We start from the raw sequence: 18,928 nt of genomic DNA, 5'->3' as shown, positions 1-18,928 counted from the left end.
TTGCGCGAGGCCGGGGAGCGAAGCTCGCCGCAACGCGTTGAACGCTGACGGAATGCATTACGGGGACACTCATGAATTGGCAGGGTCTCATGGCCGACATCGACGGGATGTTTGGTTGGATACCGTCATGGTTCATCGGTCTCAGTCTGGTTGCCGGTGCGATCATCGTCGCGCTGTTCGCGCACCGGGTCGCGGCCTGGCTGCTCAACCGCACCTTCGGAACCCGTCTTCCGCTCTTGCGTGTGTTCATCCAGCGTACGGCAGGCCCGGCGCAAATGGCGCTCTGCCTTGCCGCGGTCGCGCTGGTGCTGCCGCTTGCGCCGCTCGACGACATGATCCGCACCCCGCTGACGCGCCTGTTCGTCGTGTTCTTCATCGCCCTGACCGGCTGGATCTCCATCCGGATCGTCGACATGAGCGCGGCGCGCTATCTGCAGAACTTTCGCGACGTCACAGAGAACTTCATCGCGCGCAAGCACGTCACGCAAGTGCGCGTATTCAAGCGCGTCACCGACACCATCATCGTCATCATCACGGCGTCGACCGCGCTGATGACGTTCGACTCGGTGAGGCAATATGGCGTCAGCCTGTTCGCCTCCGCCGGCGCGGCCGGCATCATCGTCGGTCTTGCCGCGCGGCCGCTGCTGAGCAATCTGATCGCGGGCTTGCAGATCGCGATCACCCAGCCGATCCGCATCGAGGACGCCGTGATCATCGAGAACGAATGGGGCTGGGTCGAGGACATCGCCTCGACCTATGTCGTGATCCGGCTGTGGGACTGGCGCCGCATGGTGGTGCCGCTGTCCTATTTCATCGAAAAGCCGTTCCAGAACTGGACGCGCGACACCGCATCCCTGATCGGCGTGATCGCGCTCCACGTCGATTATCGCGCCGACGTGCCGCGCATCCGGCGCTGGCTGGAAAGCGCGGTGAAGGAGTCAAAACTCTGGGACGGTGCGGTGGTGAATCTGCAGGTGATCGACGCGGATCCGCGCGCCATCGAGCTCCGCGCGCTGGTCAGCGCGCGGAATGCACCGCAATCCTGGGACCTGCGCTGCGAGATCAGGGAGAAGCTCGTGGCCTTCATCCGCGACGAGATGCCGGAGGCGCTGCCGCGCGAGCGCGCGATCCTGATCCCGTCGGGCGACGATGATGCCGATTTGGTGCGACGGACCCGCACCGCCGGAGCAAATGCCGGCGCGGGTCCATAACTGAACGGCCCAGGCCCGTTGCTGGACCGTCCTGCCATTGCCGACGGTTTTTGTTGACGAGACCTTATCTTTTGTACGATAGTACAAATCCCATGGTCCGCAAATCCACCAGCAAGGAGACGGCCCGCAAGCCGAACATGCGCGAGGCGATCCTCGCCGCGGCCGAGGAGCTGTTCGCCATCAACGGCTTCAACGCCGTCTCGGTACGCGACATCGCGCAGGCCGCAGGGGCTAATCCGGGCAGCGTCACTTACCACTTCAAGACCAAGGACGGCCTGCTGCTGGAGATCTATCGGCGCCATTGCGGGCCGATGAATCTGCGCCGTTCCGAGCTGCTCGCCGCCGCCAGGCGCGTGCGCGATCTTCAGGACCGGTTAGAGGCGATCGTGCGCGCCTATGTGGTGCCGGCGTTCACCTCGGGCAGCGATCTTGCCGGTGGTGGTGCGCGCTTCACGCGGCTGCGCGCGGTGATGTCCGCGGAGGGCAACGAGGTCGCGCGAAAGATCATCGCGCAGACCTTTGACGACACCAGCCATGCCTTCATCGACGCGATCCATGAGAGCCTGCCGCACATCCCGCGCGCCGACATCGTCTGGCGCAGCCATTTCCTGCTCGGTGCACTCTATTATTCGCTGGTGACGCCGGAGCGCGTGTCGCGCCTGTCGCGCGGCGAGGCCGACGGCAGTGATGCCGCGGGCGCCATCGAGCAATTGGTGCAGGCCACCGTCGCCGCCTTCCAGGCGCCGGCGCTGGATCAGACGGCGCCGGCGCGGCGGCGGCCGGCCCTCAGCAGCAAAACTTGAAGCAAGCGATCTCGCTTCGGCGGTTCACCCGATGACGATGATGTACACGCCGACCATTCCGCCGCCCGATCCGAACACGCGCAGGCCGACGTTCAAGCTGCCGAAACTGTCGTGCGATGCGCATTGCCACATCTTCGGGCCCGGCGCGAAATATCCTTACGCGCCGGACCGCTCCTACACGCCGCCGGATGCGCCGCTGGAGGATTTCCGCGCGTTGCACGCCAAGCTCGGCGTCGAGCGCGCCGTCATCGTCAATGCCAGCGTGCACGGCACCGACAACAGGGTGGCGCTCGATGCCATCGCGCAGAGCAACGGCGCCTATCGGGCGGTCGCCAATATCGACGACAGCATCACCGAGCGCGGGCTTCGCGTGCTGCACGAGGGCGGCTTCCGCGGCTGCCGCTTCAATTTCGTCCGCCATCTCGGCGGCGTTCCCGACAAGCGCGTGTTCGACCGCATCATCGCGATGGTCACGCCGCTCGGCTGGCACGTCGATCTGCATTTCGATGCGATCGACCTGCCGGAATATGCCAACATGCTGACCAGGCTGCCGCTGCGCTACACCATCGACCATATGGGCCGGGTGAAGGCGTCGGAAGGGCTCGATCAATTGCCGTTCAGGATTCTGATCGAGCTGATGCAGCGCGATGAGAAGTGCTGGGTCAAGATCTGCGGCCCGGAGCGGGTGTCCTCGCGCGGTTCGCCGTTCACCGACGCGGTGCCGTTCGCGCGAAAGATCATCGAGACCGCGCCGGATCGCGTCGTCTGGGGCACCGATTGGCCGCATCCCAACGTCAAGGTGATGCCGAATGACGGTGACCTCGTCGACCTGATTCCGTTGTTCGCGCCGGAGCCGGAGTTCCAGAACAAGATCCTCGTCGACAATCCCGCGCGCCTGTTCGAGTTCGAGGCATGACGACGTTGCTGAGATCGAGAAGCGGCGCGCCGCAGGGGACGCCGGCCAACGGCTACCAAAGGAGTGACCCATGAAAACAGGTCTCGTGATCACCGCTCATCCGGGCGATTTCGTCTGGCGCGCCGGCGGCGCCATCGCGCTGCATGCGAAGAAGGGCTATCGCATGAAGATCGTCTGCTTGTCCTTCGGCGAGCGCGGCGAGAGTCAGTTCGCCTGGAAGGAGAAGGGCGCGACGCTGGAATCGGTCAAGGCCGGCCGCAGGGACGAGGCGGAGCGCGCCGCAAAGCTGCTTGGTGCCGAAATCGAGTTCTTCGACTGCGGCGATTATCCGCTCAAGCTCACCGAGGCACACTTCGATCGCATGGTCGACATCTACCGGGAGCTCAATCCGAGCTTCGTGCTGACGCACGCGCTGGAGGACCCCTATAATTTCGACCATCCGAACGCGGCGCATTTCGCGCAGGAGACGCGCGTGGTCGCGCAGGCGATGGGCCATAAGCCCGGCGCGCAGTACAAATATTCGGCACCGCCGGTGTTCCTGTTCGAGCCGCACCAGCCCGAGCAGTGCAACTACAAGCCCGACACGATCCTCAAGATCGACGAGGTCTGGAACGAGAAGCACGAGGCGTTCCAGATCCTCGCCGCGCAGAAGCATCTCTGGGGCTATTACGAACGCGTTGCGCTCAACCGCGGCATCCAGGGCAGCCGCAACACCGGCGTGCCCATGACCTATGGCGAGGCTTATCAGCGCCTGTTTCCGACGGTTGCGGAGGAACTGGCATGAAGTCGGTCGTCGTTCGCAACATCAAGCGCGCCGATCCCGCCGCAATGGCGGAGTACGGCGTCTCGACCGTGCACGAGGCCTATGGCCGCATTGGCCTGATGAAGCCTTACTTGCGCCCCGTCTGGGCAGGCGCGTCGATCGCCGGTCCCGCCGTCACCGTGCTGGCGCAACCCGGCGACAACTGGATGATCCATGTCGCGGTCGAGCAGTGCAGGAAGGGCGACATCCTCGTCGTCGGCTGCACCACCGATAATACCGACGGCATGTTCGGCGAGCTGCTCGCCACCTCGCTCCAGGCCCGCGGCGTGCAGGGGCTGATCATCGATGCCGGCTGCCGCGATGTCAAAGCGCTGCACGAGATGAAATTTCCGGTGTGGTCCCGCGCTATCTCGGCCAAGGGCACGGTGAAGGCCACGCCCGGCTCGGTCAACGTCCCCGTGGTCTGCGCCGGCGTCAACGTCGATCCCGGCGACATCGTCGTGGCCGATGATGACGGCGTGGTGGTGGTCGCGAAACGCTATGCTCCTGAAGTCGCCGAGAAGGCGAAGAAGCGCAACGCGGGTGAAGCAGGCAAGCGCACGCGGCTGGCCTCGGGCGAGCTCGGCCTCGACATGTACGGCATGCGCGAGGCACTGGCGAAGGTCGGCCTCGTCTATGTCGACAATCCCGAGGACGTCTGAAGCGACGGGAAGCGGAGCGGGTGCATGGATCGTCTCAAGTTGAAGACCGTGCTCGGTGGTCACCCTCACGTCAAGGCGGTGAAGAGCGGCGAACTCCGCTCCGACCTCTTCGATCTCGACTTTGTCGAGTACACGCCAACCAACGCGGCGTTCAAACCGATGGTGCGCGAGCAAGCCTTCGACGTCTGCGAGATGGCGATCGTCACCTATCTGATGGCGAAAGCCCACGGCAAGCCATTGGTGCTGCTGCCGGCAACCATGCTCGGCCGCTTTCAGCATTCCCATGCGCTGTACAACCCCGCGCATCGAACGCTGCGGCCGACCGATCTCGAAGGCAAGCGCGTCGGCATCCGCTCCTTCACGACCACGACGGGGGCCTGGATCAGGGGCATCCTTGCCAACGACTACGGCGTCAATCTCGACAAGGTCAAATGGGTGACGTTCGAGGATCCCCATGTCGCCGAATATGTCGACAGCACCGAGCGCGCGCCGAAGGACAAGAAGATTCTCCAGATGCTGCTCGACGGCGAGCTCGACGCCGCGCTCGGCGAGACCTCGGATCATCCCAAGCTGAAGCCGCTGTTTCCTGATCCCGCCGGCGAGGCCGCCAAATGGTACGCGCGGCGCGGCGCCGTGCCGGTCAATCATCTGGTGGTCGTGACCGAGCAACTCGCGAAATCGCGCCCCGATGTGGTCGCGGGCGTTTATGATCTGCTCAAGCGGAACAAGGAGCAGGCAGGACCTGCGGCAACACCCGACCTCGTCCCGTTCGGGATCGAGGCCATTAGGAAGCCGCTCGAGCTGATCGTCGACTATGCGTTTCAGCAGGCGCTGATTCCGCGGTGCTACGCGGTCGAAGAGCTTTTCGATGTGACGACGCGAGGATTGAACTGATGGCAGATGATCCCAGGCGCTGGCAGACAGGGCTGGTCGGCTATGGCGAGGTCGGCAGGATTCTGGCCGAGGATTTGCGTCAGCAGGACATCAAGGTGGCCGCCTACGACATCAAGCTCGGTGGCGAGCAGGGCGAACCGAGGCGGACCGGATCCTCGCCAAGATCAATCGCACCGAGTAATCAGATCAAGATCGTGCCAAGACCCGAAAGCTCACGACCTGGTCGCGCGCGCGTTCGATCAGGTCGATCAGATTTCTGGATTTGCGGACGAGCTGTTCCGTGGCCTGTTGTGTGCGGAATTCCGCTAGCACGGCGCGAACGCATTTGTTGGCGGCATCGAGCGTCCAGAGCGTACGGTTCACGTCGGCCTGCGTCTGGATCGCCGTGATATCGAGACCCGAGAGAACATGGCCGATGCCGTCGAGCCGCTTCACCGCCGAATCGGTGGGTGTACGGGCCGGGACGGAATCATCATCGATGCTGCTGAATGCGCTGAACATACCCCTACTTCCCCACTGAACGCATATGGTCAGTGCAGGCCGTAGTTATGGTCGGCGTGGCCAGCCTCGCAATGCGTTGGGCTACGGTCCGGGATTCTACCGACTTCGGTAGGCTCGAGCCGGCGGTAAAATCGAACTGCGGGGACCGCTCGTACGACGCCGTAATGACCAATTCGGAACGTTCCGCGTGCAGTGTCACGCGATCCCGGGATATCCAGCGGAACCGCTCTCACCTCTTCGGACTGAACAGGGTGGGCCGCTGCCGCGCAAATGTCTGCCGGCCGCCCTTGAAGCCCATCAGGACATCGGGCAGCTCACCGATAGCGAAGCGGCTGTCCTTTGTATCGAGCACGATGAGATCGGCGGGATTGCCGACCTTGATACCGTAATCGCTGAGGTTCATCAGCCGGGCCGGGAGCTCGGTCACGAGATCGAGGCAGGTGTCGAAATCGCTCACCGAGGCGTGCGCGACATTTGCGTAGAAATTCGCCATCCGCAGCAGCGAGGCATCGCCGAACGGCGTGAAGGGGTTGAGCACGTTGTTGGTCGCGATCGAGCACACGACGCCGTCGCCCGCGAGCTTGTGTGCAAGCGTCAGCCCGCGTGGCGCGTTGCAGGGAGCTTCGCGCCCCATCAGATAGAGATCGGTCGCGGGCAGCACGGTGACGGCGATGCCGGCCTTTGCCAGCTGCGCGGTGGCGGCCTTCATACGCTCCGGCGGCAGTGCGGAGAGTTTTGTCGCGTGGCCGATCGCCACACGTCCCCCGTAGTTGCGCCGCCCGGTCTGGCGGCAAACCTCATCGAGATGCCACCAGGTGGGGTCGAGATCGAAATCGAGATGCAGGTCGACATCGACGTCGAATTCCTCAGCGAGATCGAAGACGCGCGCGAGATGCGCATTTGGGTCGGCGTCCATGTAGGGACAGCCGCCGATGACCTCACCACCGTCGCGCAGCGCCTGGATCAGCAACTCCTCGGCTCCGGGATCGTTGGTCAGGCCTTCCTGCGGGAAGACGCAGAGCTCCAGATCGATCGCCCAGGCGTAGTCGCGCTGAAGCGCCTTCACCGCCTCGAAGCCGCGCAAGCCGATGCGCGGGTCCATCTCGACATGCGTTCGCATCCGCGTCGTGCCGTGGACGATGGCGCGTTCGAGCACTTTTGCGCCGCGCGCGTAGACGTCCTCGACCGTGAAATCCTTCTTCATCCCGGCAACGGCGCGGATCGCTTCCGAGAGGCTGCCGTGATCGTGCGCGCAGCGGCCGAGCAGGCAGGCCTTGTCGAGATGGATGTGCGTGTCGACGAACCCGGGCAGGGCGAGATGCCCACTGAGATCGATCTCGACAGCCTCGCAGGCGAGGTGGGGCTCGATCGCTGCGATACGTCCGCCCTTCACGCCGATATCGAGGGGTGCGGCGGATGATCGCAACAGCGCGTTGCGGAAGATCAGGTCTAGGGAGCTCTGGGTCAGCATGGCGTGGAATTCAACTGCGGCAGCCTAGCGGAAGCCGTGGCAGCAGGCAGCTCCAGAATGTGTGCAGTCGGGGTGTCGGATTGTTCAAAAAATATGCATGCACTTTGAGGGCTGAATTGTAGAATGCCGGCACTCTGGAGAACCCGCCATGTCCGTGCCCGCCAAAGCCGAACGTCCGGTGACCGACGCCGAAATCGTGGAGGCCTATCTCACGGCTTCGATGATACCCGATCCCGACGCAGCGGTGGCTTACATGAAGCCGGGGACGGTGATCACGTTCACCGGCGGACGCGAGTTCGATCATCCGCGTGGGCCGACCGGCTTCAATGCGAAACGATATCGCTGGGTCAAGAAGAAGATGGACCGCTTCGACGTCTGCCCCGGTGCGGAGGAGACCGTCGTCTACAGTGTCGGCACGCTCTACGGCGAATGGATGGACGGTACGCCGTTCGAGGGCAACCGCTATGTCGACCGCTTCGTCGTCCGGGGCGGGCAGATCGTCAAGATGGATGTCTGGAATGACAGCGCCGAGCGCATCCTCGTTCAGCGCGGCATCGAGGCTTAGCCCCTCCGCGCGATTTTCGGCAGCTTGACGACGCGGTCGCTCGTCACCTCGTCGGCATAGGGCGCCAGAATATCGAGCAGATCACGGCCGCGCTGCGGAGTCGGAGCGACCAGCGCGCGATTGGCCACGGAATCGAGGTGATGATGCATCAGTTCCATCACCTTGGCCGCGTCGCCCTTGGCCAGCGCTGATATAATGGCGCGATGCTCGTTGATGGCGCATTCGGTGGAATGCGGCCGGCTGTAGAGCGACAGCGTCAGGCAGCAGCGATAGGCGACCTCGCTGACATAGCGCACCAGGATCGGGCTGTTCGTCATATGCGCGAGCAGGATGTGGAATTCGGTCGCGAGCCGGATCGAGACCGCATCCGTGCCGCCGCGGGCGCGATCCTCGGCGTCGACATGGGCGTTCAGCTCGGCGATCTGCGCCTTGGTCAGCTTGCCCGCGAGCTGACGCACGACGAGACGTTCGAGCTCGATGCGGATGTCGAATGCGTCGCGCGCCTCCTGCCAGCTCGGCGTCGCCACCACCGCGATCCGGTTGCGGCGGAGCTCGACGAGACCTTCGGCGGCGAGTTGGCCCAGCGCGTGGCGGGCAATGGTGCGGCTGACGCCAAAGCGCTCGCCGAGCGCGTCCTCGGGCAGCTTTGCGCCGGGCTCCAGCGCCTGCTCGATGATGGCGCGCCGCAACGCGCGGCAGATCACGCTGACCTTGTCCGATGATTCAGAAGTCCTGCTGCTCGCGCGCGCCGGCATCAGCGAATCCCATACGAGGTGAGATCTCTCTTTAGCATAGGCTCGCGTCAATTCAGCGCTCGAATTGCATGCAGTTTGGGGCCCGCGCTGCCCAAATCGAATCCGGTGATTTGGCGCAGGTTTTGGCGAGGTCATTGAATTCGCGGGCGCCGATCTCTGGCATCTGGCTTGCATGCACTTTGACCGTGATGCGCATGCAACCCAAGACCCAGCTTGACCGCCAGCCCCGTCCCGAAGGCGCCGCCGCGACTGCTATCGAGCTGTCGGAAGCGTCCGTGACCTTCGGGCGCGGCGACCGCGCCGTGCCGGCTCTATCGAAGACCACGCTGAAAATCGCTGACGGCGAGTTTGTCGCACTGGTCGGCCCGTCCGGATGCGGCAAATCGACCATTTTGCGTCTCGTCAGTGGCTTGGTGCAGCCGACCAGCGGCGTCGTCATCGTCGGCGGCCGCGAGGTGGCGGCGCGGGCGATGCGAGTCGGCATGGCCTTCCAGAACCCGACCATGCTGCCGTGGATGACGATCGAGCGGAATATCATGCTGCCGCTGAAGATCGTCGAGCCGTTCCGCTCGAATTTCCGCAGGCTGCGCAAGACCGAGTTTCGCGACAAGGCCAACGCGCTGCTGGAGCAGGTCGGCCTCAAGGGGTTCGGCAGCCGTTATCCCTGGCAACTCTCCGGCGGCATGCTCCAGCGCGCCAATCTCTGCCGCGCGCTGATCCACGAGCCACGCATGCTGCTGCTGGATGAGCCTTTCGGCGCGCTCGACCAGTTCACCCGCGAGGAACTGTGGGCGATCCTTCAGACCCTCTGGATGACGCACAAGCCGACCGTGCTGCTGGTCACTCACGATCTGCGCGAGGCCGGTTTCCTAGCCAGCCGCATCTGCGTGATGAGCGCGCGCCCCGGCCGCATCCTCGACGACAGCCGCGTCGGGTTCGCGCGGCCGCGCACGGTCGCGATGACCTTCGAGCCGGATTTCGTCGCGCTGAACCAGAAGCTGCGCGCCTTCATCGAAGATGCGCGCAGCGCGGCTGAGCAGGGGGCAGGCTGATGTTCGGGATCGATGTCAGGCAGAAGGCGTGGTCGGCGGGGCTGATCGTGCTGTTCTTCCTCGCCTGGGAGCTGTTCTGCCTGATGACCGGCATGTCCGACCTGGTGTTGCCGCGGCCCTCGCAGGTATTCGTGACGCTGGTCCAGCGTTTCCCGGTGCTGTGGCCGCACATCGTGCAGACGCTCGCCACCACCATGTTCGGCTTCGTCCTCGGCGTCGTGCTCGGTGTCGCCCTCGGCGCGATCATCGGCGTCTCCAAGACGGCCTATGACACCTGCTATCCGCTCCTGATCGGCTTCTCCTCGATCCCCAAGGTCGCTGTCGTGCCGATCTTCGTCCTGTGGTTCGGCTCCGGCACGGTGCCGGCGGTGCTGACCGCGCTGTCGATCTGCTTCTTCCCGATCGTCGTCAATATCGCGACAGGCCTTGCGACCACCGAGCCCGAGCTCGAGGACGTCTTGAAGGCGCTCGGCGCCAGCAAGCTCGACATCCTCTGGAATGTCGGTCTGCCCAGGACCATGCCGTTCTTCTTCGCTTCGCTGAAGGTCGCGATCTCCTACGCTTTCGTCGGTGCAGTGCTGTCGGAAACGGTCGCCTCCAACCGCGGCATCGGCAACGTCATGATGACCGCGTCCTCCAACTTCAACGTGCCGCTGGTGTTCGCCGGCCTGTTCGTGCTCGCCGGCCTCGGCGTCGCGCTCTACGTCGTGTTCTCGCTGATCGAGGGCCAGGTCACCGGCTGGGCCACGCGCAAGAACGACGTGATCGCCACCTGAATTCTTGAACCGTCACGCAACGAAGCTGAGGAGGTCTCGATGTTGAGGATGTTAAGTGCGGCGCTGGTGGGATTGGCGCTGTCCGCAGGCGCCGCTACGGCGGAGGAAACCACGATCAAGTTCACACTGGGCTGGAAAACCCAGGGCAGCGACGCCGCATTCTTCTATGCCAAGGACCACGGTTTCTTCAAGGAAGAGGGCCTCAACGTCGTCATCGACCAGGGCGAGGGCTCCGGCGCCACCGTCACGCGCGTGATGTCCGGCGCCTATGACGCCGGCTTCGGCGACGTCAATGCCATCATCCAGAACGCCTCGACCAAGCCGCAGGAGGCGCCGGTGATGGTCTACATGATGTGGAATCAGCCGCCGTTCGCCATCGTCGCCAAGAAGACCAGTGGCATCAACACCATCAAGGATTTCGAAGGCCACACGCTCGGCGGCGCGCAGGGCACGCCGACGACGCGCCTTCTGCCGGTGTTCACGCGCAAGAATGGGCTCGACGGTGAAAAGATCAAGATCTCCAACATGGCGCCGAATCTGCAGGAGCCGATGCTGATCAAGGGCGATATCGATGCCGCCCTGGTCTTCAATATCACCAGCTATTTCAACCTGGTGCTCAACCGCCAGGATCCGGACAAGGACTTCAAATGGTTCTCGTTCGGTGAGTACGGCCTCGATCTCTATTCGAACGGCGTGATGGTCTCCCGCAAGCTGATCGCCTCGAACCCGAAGGCCGTCGCGGGCCTGGTGCGCGCCATCAACAAGGGCGCGATCGCGGTTGCCAAGGACCAGAATGCCGGAATGAAGGCGGCGCTGAACTACGACAACCTCATTAATGCCGATGTCGAGAAGCGCCGGCTGCAATATTCCTTCGAGAAGCTGATCGTCTCGCCGGAGATGAGGGAGATCGGCATCGGCGACATCAAGGACGACCGCATGACACGCGCCATCGGCATTGTGGTCGAGGGCTATCAGCTCGCCCGCGCGCCGACGCCGGCAGAAGTGTTCTCACGCGAATTCCTGCCACCGCGCGCGGAGCGGGAGCTGGTGTATACTGCCAACTGATTTCGGAGGGACAGCCATGGTCACGCAGATTGCGGCAACCAGCCTGTTCCGTGACCCTGATCGCGGCGTCAGCGACAATGTCGTGCTGCGGCACGACGGGGGCGTCATCACCGATATCTCGGAAGGAGCGGGGCCGGGGCCTCGCTCCTTCGTCATCCCGGCCTTCGTCAACGCCCATGATCATGCCCGCGCCACAGCGTCGTCCTTCGGCGCCGTCGGCATGCCCCTGGAAAGCTGGATCCTGCGGACCGCATTGGGCTCACCAGTCGATCCCTATCTGACGGCAGCCTCTGCGTTGGCCCGTTCCGCCAAGGCAGGCTGCGCGGCCATGATGGTCCACTATGCCCGCCCGAGCGGGACGATGCCGTTGGTCGACGAGGCCAAGGCCGTCGCGAAAGCTGCGTCCGACGTCGGCATCCGCATCGCGTTTGCGATGGCCGTGCGTGACCGCAACCCGATCGTCTATGGTGATGCCGAGCCGGTGCTCTCGGGACTTCCCAGGGAGGACCGCAAGACCATCGAGGACCTCTTCGTTCGCACGCCGATCTCGCCCAAGGCTTATATCGAGCTGACCGACGCCATTGCCGCCGCCATCGCCGGCCCGATGGTCGACGTGCAACTCGGGCCCGCCGGCGTGCAATGGTGCTCGAAGCCGCTGCTGGAAGCGGTGGCCGAGAACTCCGCGCGGACCGGCCGCCGCATTCACATGCACCTCCTGGAAACGGTGTACCAGCGTGCCTGGGCCGACCAGAATTTTCCCGATATGGTGCGTTGGCTGCGCGACGTTGGCTTCCTCTCCGAGCGGCTGACGCTGGCGCATTGCGTCCACGCCCGCCCGGACGAGCTGGAGATGATTGCAGCCTCCGGCGCACGCATCGTCACTAACTTCAGCTCGAATATGCATCTGCGCTCCGGCCTCGCCCCGATCCCGGGCGCCCACAAATGCGGCTGCCCCATCACTGTCGGCGTCGACGGGCTGGCGCTGGATGAGGATGACGATATCCTCCGCGAAATGCGGCTGGTGCTGATGGTCCATGGCGGCCTCGGCTTCGAGGCGACATGGACACCGGCCGAAATGTTTGCACTCGCCATCCGCAACGGGCGCCGCGCCACCGGCGCGCCGGGTACCGGCGAACTCGCTGCTGGCAACCCCGCCGACTACGTCGTCATCGATCTCGACCGGCTCGATCGCGACGCGATCATGCCGGTCGATCCGATGGCGCTGCTGTTCGCGCGCGGCAATGCGTCGCTTGTGAAGGAGGTCGTCGTCGCCGGCAAGACCATCGCGAGGGAAGGGGTCTGTTCTGGCGTCGATCTGCCGGTGATCGAACAGGAATTGCGGGCAATGTACCGCGCCAATGTCGGCAAGCTCCACAGCTTCCAGCGTGTGTGGCCGCCGCTGTCACAGCGACTGGAGGGCTGGTTCGAACAGCAGCTGACCTGCGAGTGACATGCCGAACGGCGCCGCGACGGAATGTATATCACGGAATGTATATCAAAGAGCGATGGCTGGTAGACGCAGCCGCGTCTGGCGCTTGACGGACCTGTAGGCTATCAGCTCCTAGATAGTTCGACACCAGTCCGTTCGAGGAGTCCCTGATGCGCCTACCTACCATTCTCCTGGCCCTGACATGTCTTGCGGGCGCAGCTTCAGCCGAAGACCTCACGGGCACGCTCCAGAAGGTCAAGGAGACCAAGAAGATCACGTTAGGCTATCAGGAAGCCTCGGTGCCATTCAGCTATCTCGACGGCAACCAGAAGCCGGTCGGCTTCGCGATGGACATCTGCCTCAGGATCGTCGATGCCGTGAAGAAGCAGCTCGGCATGCCCGACATCGCAGTCGATTATCTCGCCGTGACCTCGTCGAACCGGATCCCCTTAATGGTCAACGGCACGCTCGACCTGCATTGCTCGGCGACCACCAACAACGCCGACCGCCAGAAGCAGGTCGCCTTCACCAACACGCATTTCCTCAGCGCGACGCGGTTTGCCGCCAAGAAGGCCGCCAAGATCAACACCATCGACGATCTCAAGGGCAAGGCGGTCACGGCGGTCGCGGGATCTGTGAATCTGACGCAACTCGCCAAGGTCAACACCGACCGCAACCTCGGCATCAACATCATGCCGGCCAAGGACCAGGCCGAGGCCTTCCTGTTGCTGGAGACCGACCGCGCCCAGGCCTACGCACTCGACGACGTCCAGCTTGCGGTCGCGATCGCGCGGTCGAAGGAGCCGCAAGCATTCATGATCAGCGAGGAGGCGTTCTCCAAACCGGAGCCCTACGGCATCATGTTGCGGCGAGAGGACGCTCCATTCAAGGCGCTCGCCGATCGCGCAACCGCGGAGCTTTATGCGAGCCCGGAGATCGAGGTCCTCTACAAGAAATGGCTGCAATCGCCGACACCGCCGAACGGCCTCAACTACAACGTCCCGATGTCATCAGCCTTGCGCAACGCGTTCAAGAAACCGAGCTCCAGCGCCGATCCCGATGTGTATGTGGCGAACTGAGGCGAAGGAAGAGCGCTCTGCTTAAGCGTTCGAATACTTCTTCAGTTCGAATCGCGCAATCTGGTTCCGGTGAACCTCATCCGGCCCATCGGCAAGACGCAGCAGACGCGCGGTGGCGTAAGCTTGGGTCAGTCCGAAATCGTTCGAGGTGCCGCCGCCGCCATGGGCCTGGATTGCCCAGTCGATGATCTGGCAGGCCATGTTGGGTACGGCAACCTTGATCATGGCGATCTCGGCCTTCGCGACCTTGTTGCCGACCGTGTCCATCGCGTGGGCCGCATTCAGCGTGAGCAGCCGCGCCTGCTCGATCATGATGCGGGCTTCCGCAATGCGCTCCTGCGTCACCGTCTGCTCCGAGACCGGCTTGCCGAAGGCAACCCGGCTGCGCACGCGCCGGCACATCTTCTCAAGCGTGCGTTCGGCAAGGCCGATCAGGCGCATGCAATGATGGATGCGGCCGGGCCCGAGGCGGCCCTGCGCGATCTCGAAACCGCGGCCCTCGCCGAGCAGCATGTTCTCTTTGGGCACGCGTACATTTGTGAAGATCACTTCGGAAGCGCGGTCCGGCACGCCGTAGAAGCCGAACACGGGCAGGGGACGTTTCACCTCGATACCCGGCGTGTCCATCGGCACCAGGATCATGGATTGCTGCTTGTGACGATCCGGATTGTCTGGGTCGGTCTTGCCCATGAAGATGCAGATCTTGCAGCGAGGGTCGGTCGCGTTGGTCGTGTACCATTTGCGGCCGTTGATGACGTAATGGTCGCCGTCGCGCACGATCGAGCTTTCGATGTTGGTCGCATCGGATGATGCGACCGCCGGCTCGGTCATGGCGAAGCAGGAGCGGATCTCGCCTGCAAGCAGTGGCTTCAGCCAGCGCTCCTTGTCCTGCTCCGAGCCGTAGCGCTCCAGTACCTCCATGTTGCCGGTGTCGGGTGCCGAGCAGTTGAACACCTCCGGTGCGAGATGCGAGCGGCCCATCGCCTCGCAGAGCGGCGCGTATTCGAGATTGGAAAGACCCGCGCCGTGATTGCTCTCGGGCAGGAACAGATTCCACAGCCCCTCGGCGCGCGCCAGCGGCTTCAGCTCCTCGATGACCGGATAGACCTTCCACGGCCCGAGCTCTTCGGCCTCGCGATAGAACCGCTCCTCGTTCGGATAGATGTGCCGGTCCATGAAGCTTTCGAGCCTGCGCTTGAGCTCGACGACTTTGGGCGACATCGGGTAGAGCATCTTTGGTCTCCTTGATCGATGGGCGGCACGGACGCGATCGCGGGCCGCTTCATGTGACGCGATACTCCCTAAATCTCTCGCGCAGCGCGGATTTCAGCACCTTGCCGGTGCCGGTCATCGGGAATTCATCGAGGAATTCGACGGCGTCCGGCAGCCACCAGCTCGCGATCTTCGGACGCATGTGGTCGAGCAGCGTCTTGCCGTCGACGGTCGCGCCCTTCTTGCGGACGACGAGGAGGAGCGGGCGCTCCTGCCATTTCTCGTGTGTGATCGCGACCACAGCCGCTTGCAGCACGTCGGGATGGGACAGCGCAATGTCCTCGAGCTGGATCGAGGAGATCCATTCGCCGCCGGACTTGATCACGTCCTTGGAGCGGTCGGTCAACGTGACGTGGCCTTGGCCGTCGATCACGGCCATGTCGCCGGTGATCAGCCAGCCGTCGCGGTCGAGGCCCTCGTCGAGCTTCATGTAGCCGGAGGCGACCCAGGGCCCACGGGCGCGCAGATGGCCGACGGTCTTGCCATCGCGCGGCAGCGCAACGCCGGCATCGTCGACGATGCGCAAGGCGGTGCCGAAACAGGCACGCCCCGAGACTTGGCGCCGATCGAATTTCTCCTTGTCGCTCAGGTGTTCCGAGCCAGGCCGGAGGCTCGGCATCGAGCAGCCCAAGGCCTCGGTCATGCCCCAGGCCTGGATGTAATCGACATTGTACTCGCGTTTGAGCTTCTCGACCATCGCGCGGGGCGGGGCGGAGCCCGACGACAGCGTCGCGCGGAGCGCCGAGAATTTGTTGCCGGTGCGCCCAAGCCAGTCGAGCAGGATCAGCCAGAAGCTCGGCACGCCCGCCGAGAGTGTCACCTTCTCGCCCTCGAGCAATTCATAGAGCTTGTCGGGCTCGTAGTTGCGGCCGGGCAGCACCAGCTTCGAGCCGGTGTAGGGCGCGGTGAACGGCATGTTCCAGCCATTGCCGTGGAACAGCGGTGCCATCGGCATCATAACCTCGCGCACGCCTTCGACGTGGCCCGGCAGGAAGTCGAAACTGCAGCAGGTCATGGTCTGCAGGATCGCCGCGCGGTGCGAGTAGATCACGCCCTTGGGATTGCCGGTGGTGCCCGAGGTGTAGCAGATCGTCGAGGCGGATTTTTCGTCGAATTCCGGCCAGGCAAAGCCGGTGTCGTTCTCCTTCTCCAGAAGCTCTTCGTAACAATGCACGTTCGCGAGCTTCGTCTCCGGCATCCGCTCGCGCGAGGACATCACGACATAGGCCTCGATCGTCTCGAGCTGCGGCGCGATGGCCTCGACGATCGGCAGCGTGGCACGGTCGATGAACAGCAGGCGATCTTCGGCGTGGTTGATGATGTAGACGAGCTGCTCGGGAAACAGGCGCGGGTTGATGGTGTGCAGTACATAGCTCATGCCCGGCGCGGCGTAGAACATCTCGAAATGCCGGTGCGTATTCCAGGCCAGCGTGCCGACGCGGTCGCCGGGATTCATGCCAAGCCGCTTCAACGCGAGCGCCATGCGCTTGATGCGCGGATGGGCGTCCGCGTAGGTGTAGCGATGGATGTCGCCCTCGATCTCGCGCGCGACGATCTCGGCTTCGCCGTGATAGTCGGCCGCATATTGGATCAGGCCGCTGATCAGAAGCGGCATGTCCATCATCAATCCCTGCATGGTCTCCTCCGGATGCCGCGTCGTTGCGTGGCGCAGATTTTTGATTTGCGCGGAAGGTTAGCGGAACGTCGCGGAGCCTTCACGCAAAAAACAGCGAGCGCGATTGCATGCAGCGCTTTTTCGAGGCTAACGTGAGGTGAGCCGCCGGCGAAGCAGCCTTTGCGGTGGAGGAGATGGATGTCAGCGGAAAGACACAAGATCGATACAGCCGACGCATCTATGGTCGACGTTTCCGCTCTCCGTGCCCGCTACCGCGACGAGCGCGATCGTCGCCTGCGCGGGGAGGGCAAGGCGCAATATGTCGAGATCACAGGCGAGTTCAGCCGCTATCTCGACGACCCCTGGGCCGATCCCGGCTTTGCGCGGCCAGCCATCAGCGAAGCGACCGAAGTGCTCATCGTCGGCGGCGGCTTCGGTGGTCTGTTGTGTGGCGCACGATTGCGCGAGGCCGGCATCGCGGATTTTCGCATCGTGGAAAAGGCCGCCGACTTCGGCGGCACCTGGTACTGGAATCGTTACCCCGGCGCTGCCTGCGATACCGAGAGCTATATCTATCTGCCGCTCCTGGAAGAGACAGGCTACATGCCGGTGCGCAAATACGCCCGGGCGCCGGAGATCTACGAGCACTCGCGCCGCATCGGCCGTCATTTCGGGCTCTACGAGCGCGCACTGTTTCAGACCGTCATCTCGCGGATGACGTGGCAGGAGCAGGAGGCGCGCTGGCTGGTCGAGACCGATCGGGGCGACCAGATCCGCGCACGCTTCGTCATTCTTGCCGGAGGACCGCTGAGCCGTCCGAAGCTGCCGGGCATTCCCGGCATAGAGACGTTCAAGGGGCACAGCTTCCACACCAGTCGTTGGGACTACGACTACACCGGCGGCAATGCCGATGGTGGCCTGACCGGTCTTGCCGACAAGCGCGTCGGCATCATCGGCACCGGCGCAACCGCCGTGCAATGCGTGCCGCACCTCGGCCGTTCGGCGAAGGAGCTCTATGTCTTTCAGCGCACGCCGTCCGCGATCGGTGTTCGCGACGACCGGCCAACGGATCCGGCCTGGGCGCAGAACCTCAAGCCAGGCTGGCAGCGCGAACGCATGGATAATTTTACGTCCGTGATTTCAGGCGAGCCGTTCGAACAGGATCTGGTGCAGGACGGCTGGACCGGCCTGCTCGGCGAGATCCTGCTGGCGCCGCGCCGCCAGAAGCAGCCGGTGACCTCGATGGAGGAGGCGCTGCAGGTCATCGAGCAGGCGGACTACCGCAAGATGGAGGAGATCCGCGCCCGCGTCGATGCCGTGGTGACGGACGAGGCGACCGCTTCCGCGCTCAAGCCCTGGTACAAGGCATTCTGCAAGCGGCCGTGCTTCCACGACGAGTATCTCGACACGTTCAATCGTCCCAACGTGCATCTCGTGGATACCAGAGGGCAGGGCGTCGAGCGCATCACGGAGAACGCTGTCGTGGTCGGCGGCAAAGCCTATGAGCTCGACTGCCTGATCTATGCCAGCGGTTTCGAGGTCGGCACCGATTACGCGCGCCGCATGGGCTTCGAGGTCTATGGCCGGGACGGCATCAGCCTGTCCCAGCGCTGGCGCGACGGCGTCAAGACGCTGCACGGCTTCTACAGCCGCGGCTTCCCGAACTGCTTCCTGATCGTCACTGTGCAAGCCGGACAGAGCGCCAACTTCCCGCACATCATCGACGAGCAGTCGCGGCACATCGCCTATGTCATCAAGCAGGCCCGCGAGCGCAAGGCGCGCACCCTGGAGCCGACGCTTGCCGCCGAGAACGCCTGGGTGGACGAGGTCGTCAAGGCCGCACTCGGCCGGCAGACCTATCTCGCCGAATGTACGCCGGGCTACTACAACAACGAAGGCGTATTCGATCCGATCGCGGCAAGAAACAGCCAATATTGGCGCGGGCCGGTGGCATTCCTGCGGCTGCTCGACAAATGGCGCAAGGAGGGCAATCTGGAAGGCCTCGAATTGTCCTATCATCAGGCCATGGAGTCGGCGCGTTCCACCGGGTAAGATTGCGC

General features: G+C 63.8%; 18 protein-coding genes and 1 pseudogene. 14 read left to right on the top strand and 5 right to left on the bottom strand.

The features are described from left to right. Positions 1-89 precede the first annotated feature (89 nt). The 7 genes and pseudogenes from P6U27_RS21605 to P6U27_RS21575 form a co-directional block, all read left to right on the top strand. The gene (locus P6U27_RS21605; RefSeq protein WP_407192557.1) at positions 90-1,211 is read left to right on the top strand and encodes a mechanosensitive ion channel family protein; all 1,122 of its coding nucleotides are present in this window, start codon (positions 90-92) and stop codon (positions 1,209-1,211) included. Positions 1,212-1,303: 92 nt separating this feature from the next. Beyond that, complete coding sequence (locus P6U27_RS21600) at positions 1,304-2,014, top strand: TetR/AcrR family transcriptional regulator (RefSeq protein ID WP_129143156.1); 711 nt, start codon at positions 1,304-1,306, stop codon at positions 2,012-2,014. A 31-nt stretch (positions 2,015-2,045) separates the two neighbouring features. Next, the gene (locus P6U27_RS21595; RefSeq protein WP_407192556.1) at positions 2,046-2,930 is read left to right on the top strand and encodes an amidohydrolase family protein; all 885 of its coding nucleotides are present in this window, start codon (positions 2,046-2,048) and stop codon (positions 2,928-2,930) included. A gap of 70 nt (positions 2,931-3,000) precedes the next feature. Beyond that, positions 3,001-3,714: a PIG-L deacetylase family protein gene (locus P6U27_RS21590; RefSeq protein WP_122403792.1), complete on the top strand. Its 714-nt coding sequence runs from the start codon at positions 3,001-3,003 to the stop codon at positions 3,712-3,714. Beyond that, positions 3,711-4,394 carry a 4-carboxy-4-hydroxy-2-oxoadipate aldolase/oxaloacetate decarboxylase gene (locus P6U27_RS21585; protein WP_407192555.1) on the top strand — a complete coding sequence of 228 codons (684 nt, stop codon included), beginning with the start codon at positions 3,711-3,713 and terminating at the stop codon, positions 4,392-4,394. Before P6U27_RS21590 ends, P6U27_RS21585 begins: the two co-directional genes overlap by 4 nt. 24 nt (positions 4,395-4,418) lie before the next feature. Further along, positions 4,419-5,288: an ABC transporter substrate-binding protein gene (locus P6U27_RS21580; RefSeq protein WP_407192554.1), complete on the top strand. Its 870-nt coding sequence runs from the start codon at positions 4,419-4,421 to the stop codon at positions 5,286-5,288. Next, positions 5,288-5,422 (top strand): annotated as a pseudogene (locus P6U27_RS21575) (NAD(P)-dependent oxidoreductase); the annotation flags it as partial. The gene P6U27_RS21580 and the pseudogene P6U27_RS21575, both read left to right, overlap by 1 nt. Positions 5,423-5,474: 52 nt before the next feature. On the opposite strand, the gene P6U27_RS21570 reads toward P6U27_RS21575, so the two are convergent. Together P6U27_RS21570 and P6U27_RS21565 are read right to left on the bottom strand one after the other, a co-directional pair. Next, the gene (locus tag P6U27_RS21570) at positions 5,475-5,789 is read right to left on the bottom strand and encodes a hypothetical protein (protein ID WP_407192553.1); all 315 of its coding nucleotides are present in this window, start codon (positions 5,787-5,789) and stop codon (positions 5,475-5,477) included. Between the two features lie 229 nt (positions 5,790-6,018). Continuing rightward, the gene (locus tag P6U27_RS21565) at positions 6,019-7,260 is read right to left on the bottom strand and encodes an amidohydrolase family protein (protein ID WP_407192552.1); all 1,242 of its coding nucleotides are present in this window, start codon (positions 7,258-7,260) and stop codon (positions 6,019-6,021) included. 148 nt (positions 7,261-7,408) lie between these two features. Between P6U27_RS21565 and P6U27_RS21560 the strand changes: the two genes are divergently transcribed. Beyond that, positions 7,409-7,825: a nuclear transport factor 2 family protein gene (locus P6U27_RS21560; RefSeq protein ID WP_407192551.1), complete on the top strand. Its 417-nt coding sequence runs from the start codon at positions 7,409-7,411 to the stop codon at positions 7,823-7,825. On the opposite strand, the gene P6U27_RS21555 is transcribed toward P6U27_RS21560, so the two are convergent. Next, on the bottom strand, positions 7,822-8,580 hold the full coding sequence (locus P6U27_RS21555) for a GntR family transcriptional regulator (protein WP_122403786.1): 759 nt from the start codon (positions 8,578-8,580) through the stop codon (positions 7,822-7,824). The genes P6U27_RS21560 and P6U27_RS21555 overlap by 4 nt on opposite strands. A 194-nt stretch (positions 8,581-8,774) precedes the next feature. On the opposite strand from P6U27_RS21555, the gene P6U27_RS21550 reads away from it, so the two are divergent. The 5 genes from P6U27_RS21550 (at position 8,775) to P6U27_RS21530 (ending at position 13,981) form a co-directional block, all read left to right on the top strand. Beyond that, positions 8,775-9,632 (top strand): ABC transporter ATP-binding protein, encoded by an 858-nt coding sequence (locus tag P6U27_RS21550; protein WP_407192550.1) that lies wholly within the window; start codon positions 8,775-8,777, stop codon positions 9,630-9,632. Further along, on the top strand, positions 9,632-10,408 hold the full coding sequence (locus P6U27_RS21545) for an ABC transporter permease (protein WP_407192549.1): 777 nt from the start codon (positions 9,632-9,634) through the stop codon (positions 10,406-10,408). The genes P6U27_RS21550 and P6U27_RS21545 overlap by 1 nt, the downstream gene beginning before the upstream one ends. Positions 10,409-10,447: 39 nt before the next feature. Then, entirely contained in the window at positions 10,448-11,473 is a 1,026-nt protein-coding gene (locus P6U27_RS21540) for an ABC transporter substrate-binding protein (RefSeq protein ID WP_129143166.1), read from the top strand. 16 nt (positions 11,474-11,489) lie between these two features. Then, positions 11,490-12,923 carry an amidohydrolase family protein gene (locus P6U27_RS21535; protein ID WP_407192548.1) on the top strand — a complete coding sequence of 478 codons (1,434 nt, stop codon included), beginning with the start codon at positions 11,490-11,492 and terminating at the stop codon, positions 12,921-12,923. 149 nt (positions 12,924-13,072) lie between these two features. Next, positions 13,073-13,981, top strand: coding sequence for an amino acid ABC transporter substrate-binding protein (locus P6U27_RS21530; RefSeq protein ID WP_407192547.1), 909 nt, complete (start codon positions 13,073-13,075; stop codon positions 13,979-13,981). 21 nt (positions 13,982-14,002) lie between these two features. Here P6U27_RS21530 and P6U27_RS21525 read toward each other — a convergent pair whose 3' ends face one another. Beyond that, a complete protein-coding gene (locus P6U27_RS21525; protein WP_407192546.1) occupies positions 14,003-15,214 on the bottom strand; it encodes an acyl-CoA dehydrogenase family protein in 1,212 nt (403 codons plus the stop codon). Positions 15,215-15,263: 49 nt separating this feature from the next. Then, a complete protein-coding gene (locus P6U27_RS21520) occupies positions 15,264-16,889 on the bottom strand; it encodes a long-chain fatty acid--CoA ligase (RefSeq protein WP_407192545.1) in 1,626 nt (541 codons plus the stop codon). Positions 16,890-17,066: 177 nt separating this feature from the next. Between P6U27_RS21520 and P6U27_RS21515 the strand changes: the two genes are divergently transcribed. Continuing rightward, the gene (locus tag P6U27_RS21515; protein WP_407192544.1) at positions 17,067-18,920 is read left to right on the top strand and encodes a flavin-containing monooxygenase; all 1,854 of its coding nucleotides are present in this window, start codon (positions 17,067-17,069) and stop codon (positions 18,918-18,920) included. Positions 18,921-18,928: the final 8 nt, after the last annotated feature.

The organism is Bradyrhizobium sp. STM 3566, assembly GCF_045571445.1.
Classification (GTDB): domain Bacteria; phylum Pseudomonadota; class Alphaproteobacteria; order Rhizobiales; family Xanthobacteraceae; genus Bradyrhizobium; species Bradyrhizobium vignae.
The sequence above is the reverse complement of the archived record's forward strand: the minus strand, read 5'-3'. Positions and strand labels throughout refer to the sequence as shown.

What these genes read in the sequence shown, in the direction of transcription:
- P6U27_RS21515 (WP_407192544.1), top strand. Translation starts at nt 17,067, where the DNA reads ATGTCAGCGGAAAGACACAAGATCGATACAGCCGACGCATCTATGGTC.
- P6U27_RS21560 (WP_407192551.1), top strand. Translation starts at nt 7,409, where the DNA reads ATGTCCGTGCCCGCCAAAGCCGAACGTCCGGTGACCGACGCCGAAATC.
- P6U27_RS21545 (WP_407192549.1), top strand. Translation starts at nt 9,632, where the DNA reads ATGTTCGGGATCGATGTCAGGCAGAAGGCGTGGTCGGCGGGGCTGATC.
- P6U27_RS21595 (WP_407192556.1), top strand. Translation starts at nt 2,046, where the DNA reads ATGACGATGATGTACACGCCGACCATTCCGCCGCCCGATCCGAACACG.
- P6U27_RS21590 (WP_122403792.1), top strand. Translation starts at nt 3,001, where the DNA reads ATGAAAACAGGTCTCGTGATCACCGCTCATCCGGGCGATTTCGTCTGG.
- P6U27_RS21580 (WP_407192554.1), top strand. Translation starts at nt 4,419, where the DNA reads ATGGATCGTCTCAAGTTGAAGACCGTGCTCGGTGGTCACCCTCACGTC.
- P6U27_RS21550 (WP_407192550.1), top strand. Translation starts at nt 8,775, where the DNA reads ATGCAACCCAAGACCCAGCTTGACCGCCAGCCCCGTCCCGAAGGCGCC.
- P6U27_RS21585 (WP_407192555.1), top strand. Translation starts at nt 3,711, where the DNA reads ATGAAGTCGGTCGTCGTTCGCAACATCAAGCGCGCCGATCCCGCCGCA.
- P6U27_RS21520 (WP_407192545.1), bottom strand. Translation starts at nt 16,889, where the DNA reads ATGCAGGGATTGATGATGGACATGCCGCTTCTGATCAGCGGCCTGATC.
- P6U27_RS21535 (WP_407192548.1), top strand. Translation starts at nt 11,490, where the DNA reads ATGGTCACGCAGATTGCGGCAACCAGCCTGTTCCGTGACCCTGATCGC.
- P6U27_RS21540 (WP_129143166.1), top strand. Translation starts at nt 10,448, where the DNA reads ATGTTGAGGATGTTAAGTGCGGCGCTGGTGGGATTGGCGCTGTCCGCA.
- P6U27_RS21555 (WP_122403786.1), bottom strand. Translation starts at nt 8,580, where the DNA reads ATGCCGGCGCGCGCGAGCAGCAGGACTTCTGAATCATCGGACAAGGTC.
- P6U27_RS21525 (WP_407192546.1), bottom strand. Translation starts at nt 15,214, where the DNA reads ATGCTCTACCCGATGTCGCCCAAAGTCGTCGAGCTCAAGCGCAGGCTC.
- P6U27_RS21530 (WP_407192547.1), top strand. Translation starts at nt 13,073, where the DNA reads ATGCGCCTACCTACCATTCTCCTGGCCCTGACATGTCTTGCGGGCGCA.
- P6U27_RS21600 (WP_129143156.1), top strand. Translation starts at nt 1,304, where the DNA reads ATGGTCCGCAAATCCACCAGCAAGGAGACGGCCCGCAAGCCGAACATG.
- P6U27_RS21605 (WP_407192557.1), top strand. Translation starts at nt 90, where the DNA reads ATGGCCGACATCGACGGGATGTTTGGTTGGATACCGTCATGGTTCATC.
- P6U27_RS21565 (WP_407192552.1), bottom strand. Translation starts at nt 7,260, where the DNA reads ATGCTGACCCAGAGCTCCCTAGACCTGATCTTCCGCAACGCGCTGTTG.
- P6U27_RS21570 (WP_407192553.1), bottom strand. Translation starts at nt 5,789, where the DNA reads ATGTTCAGCGCATTCAGCAGCATCGATGATGATTCCGTCCCGGCCCGT.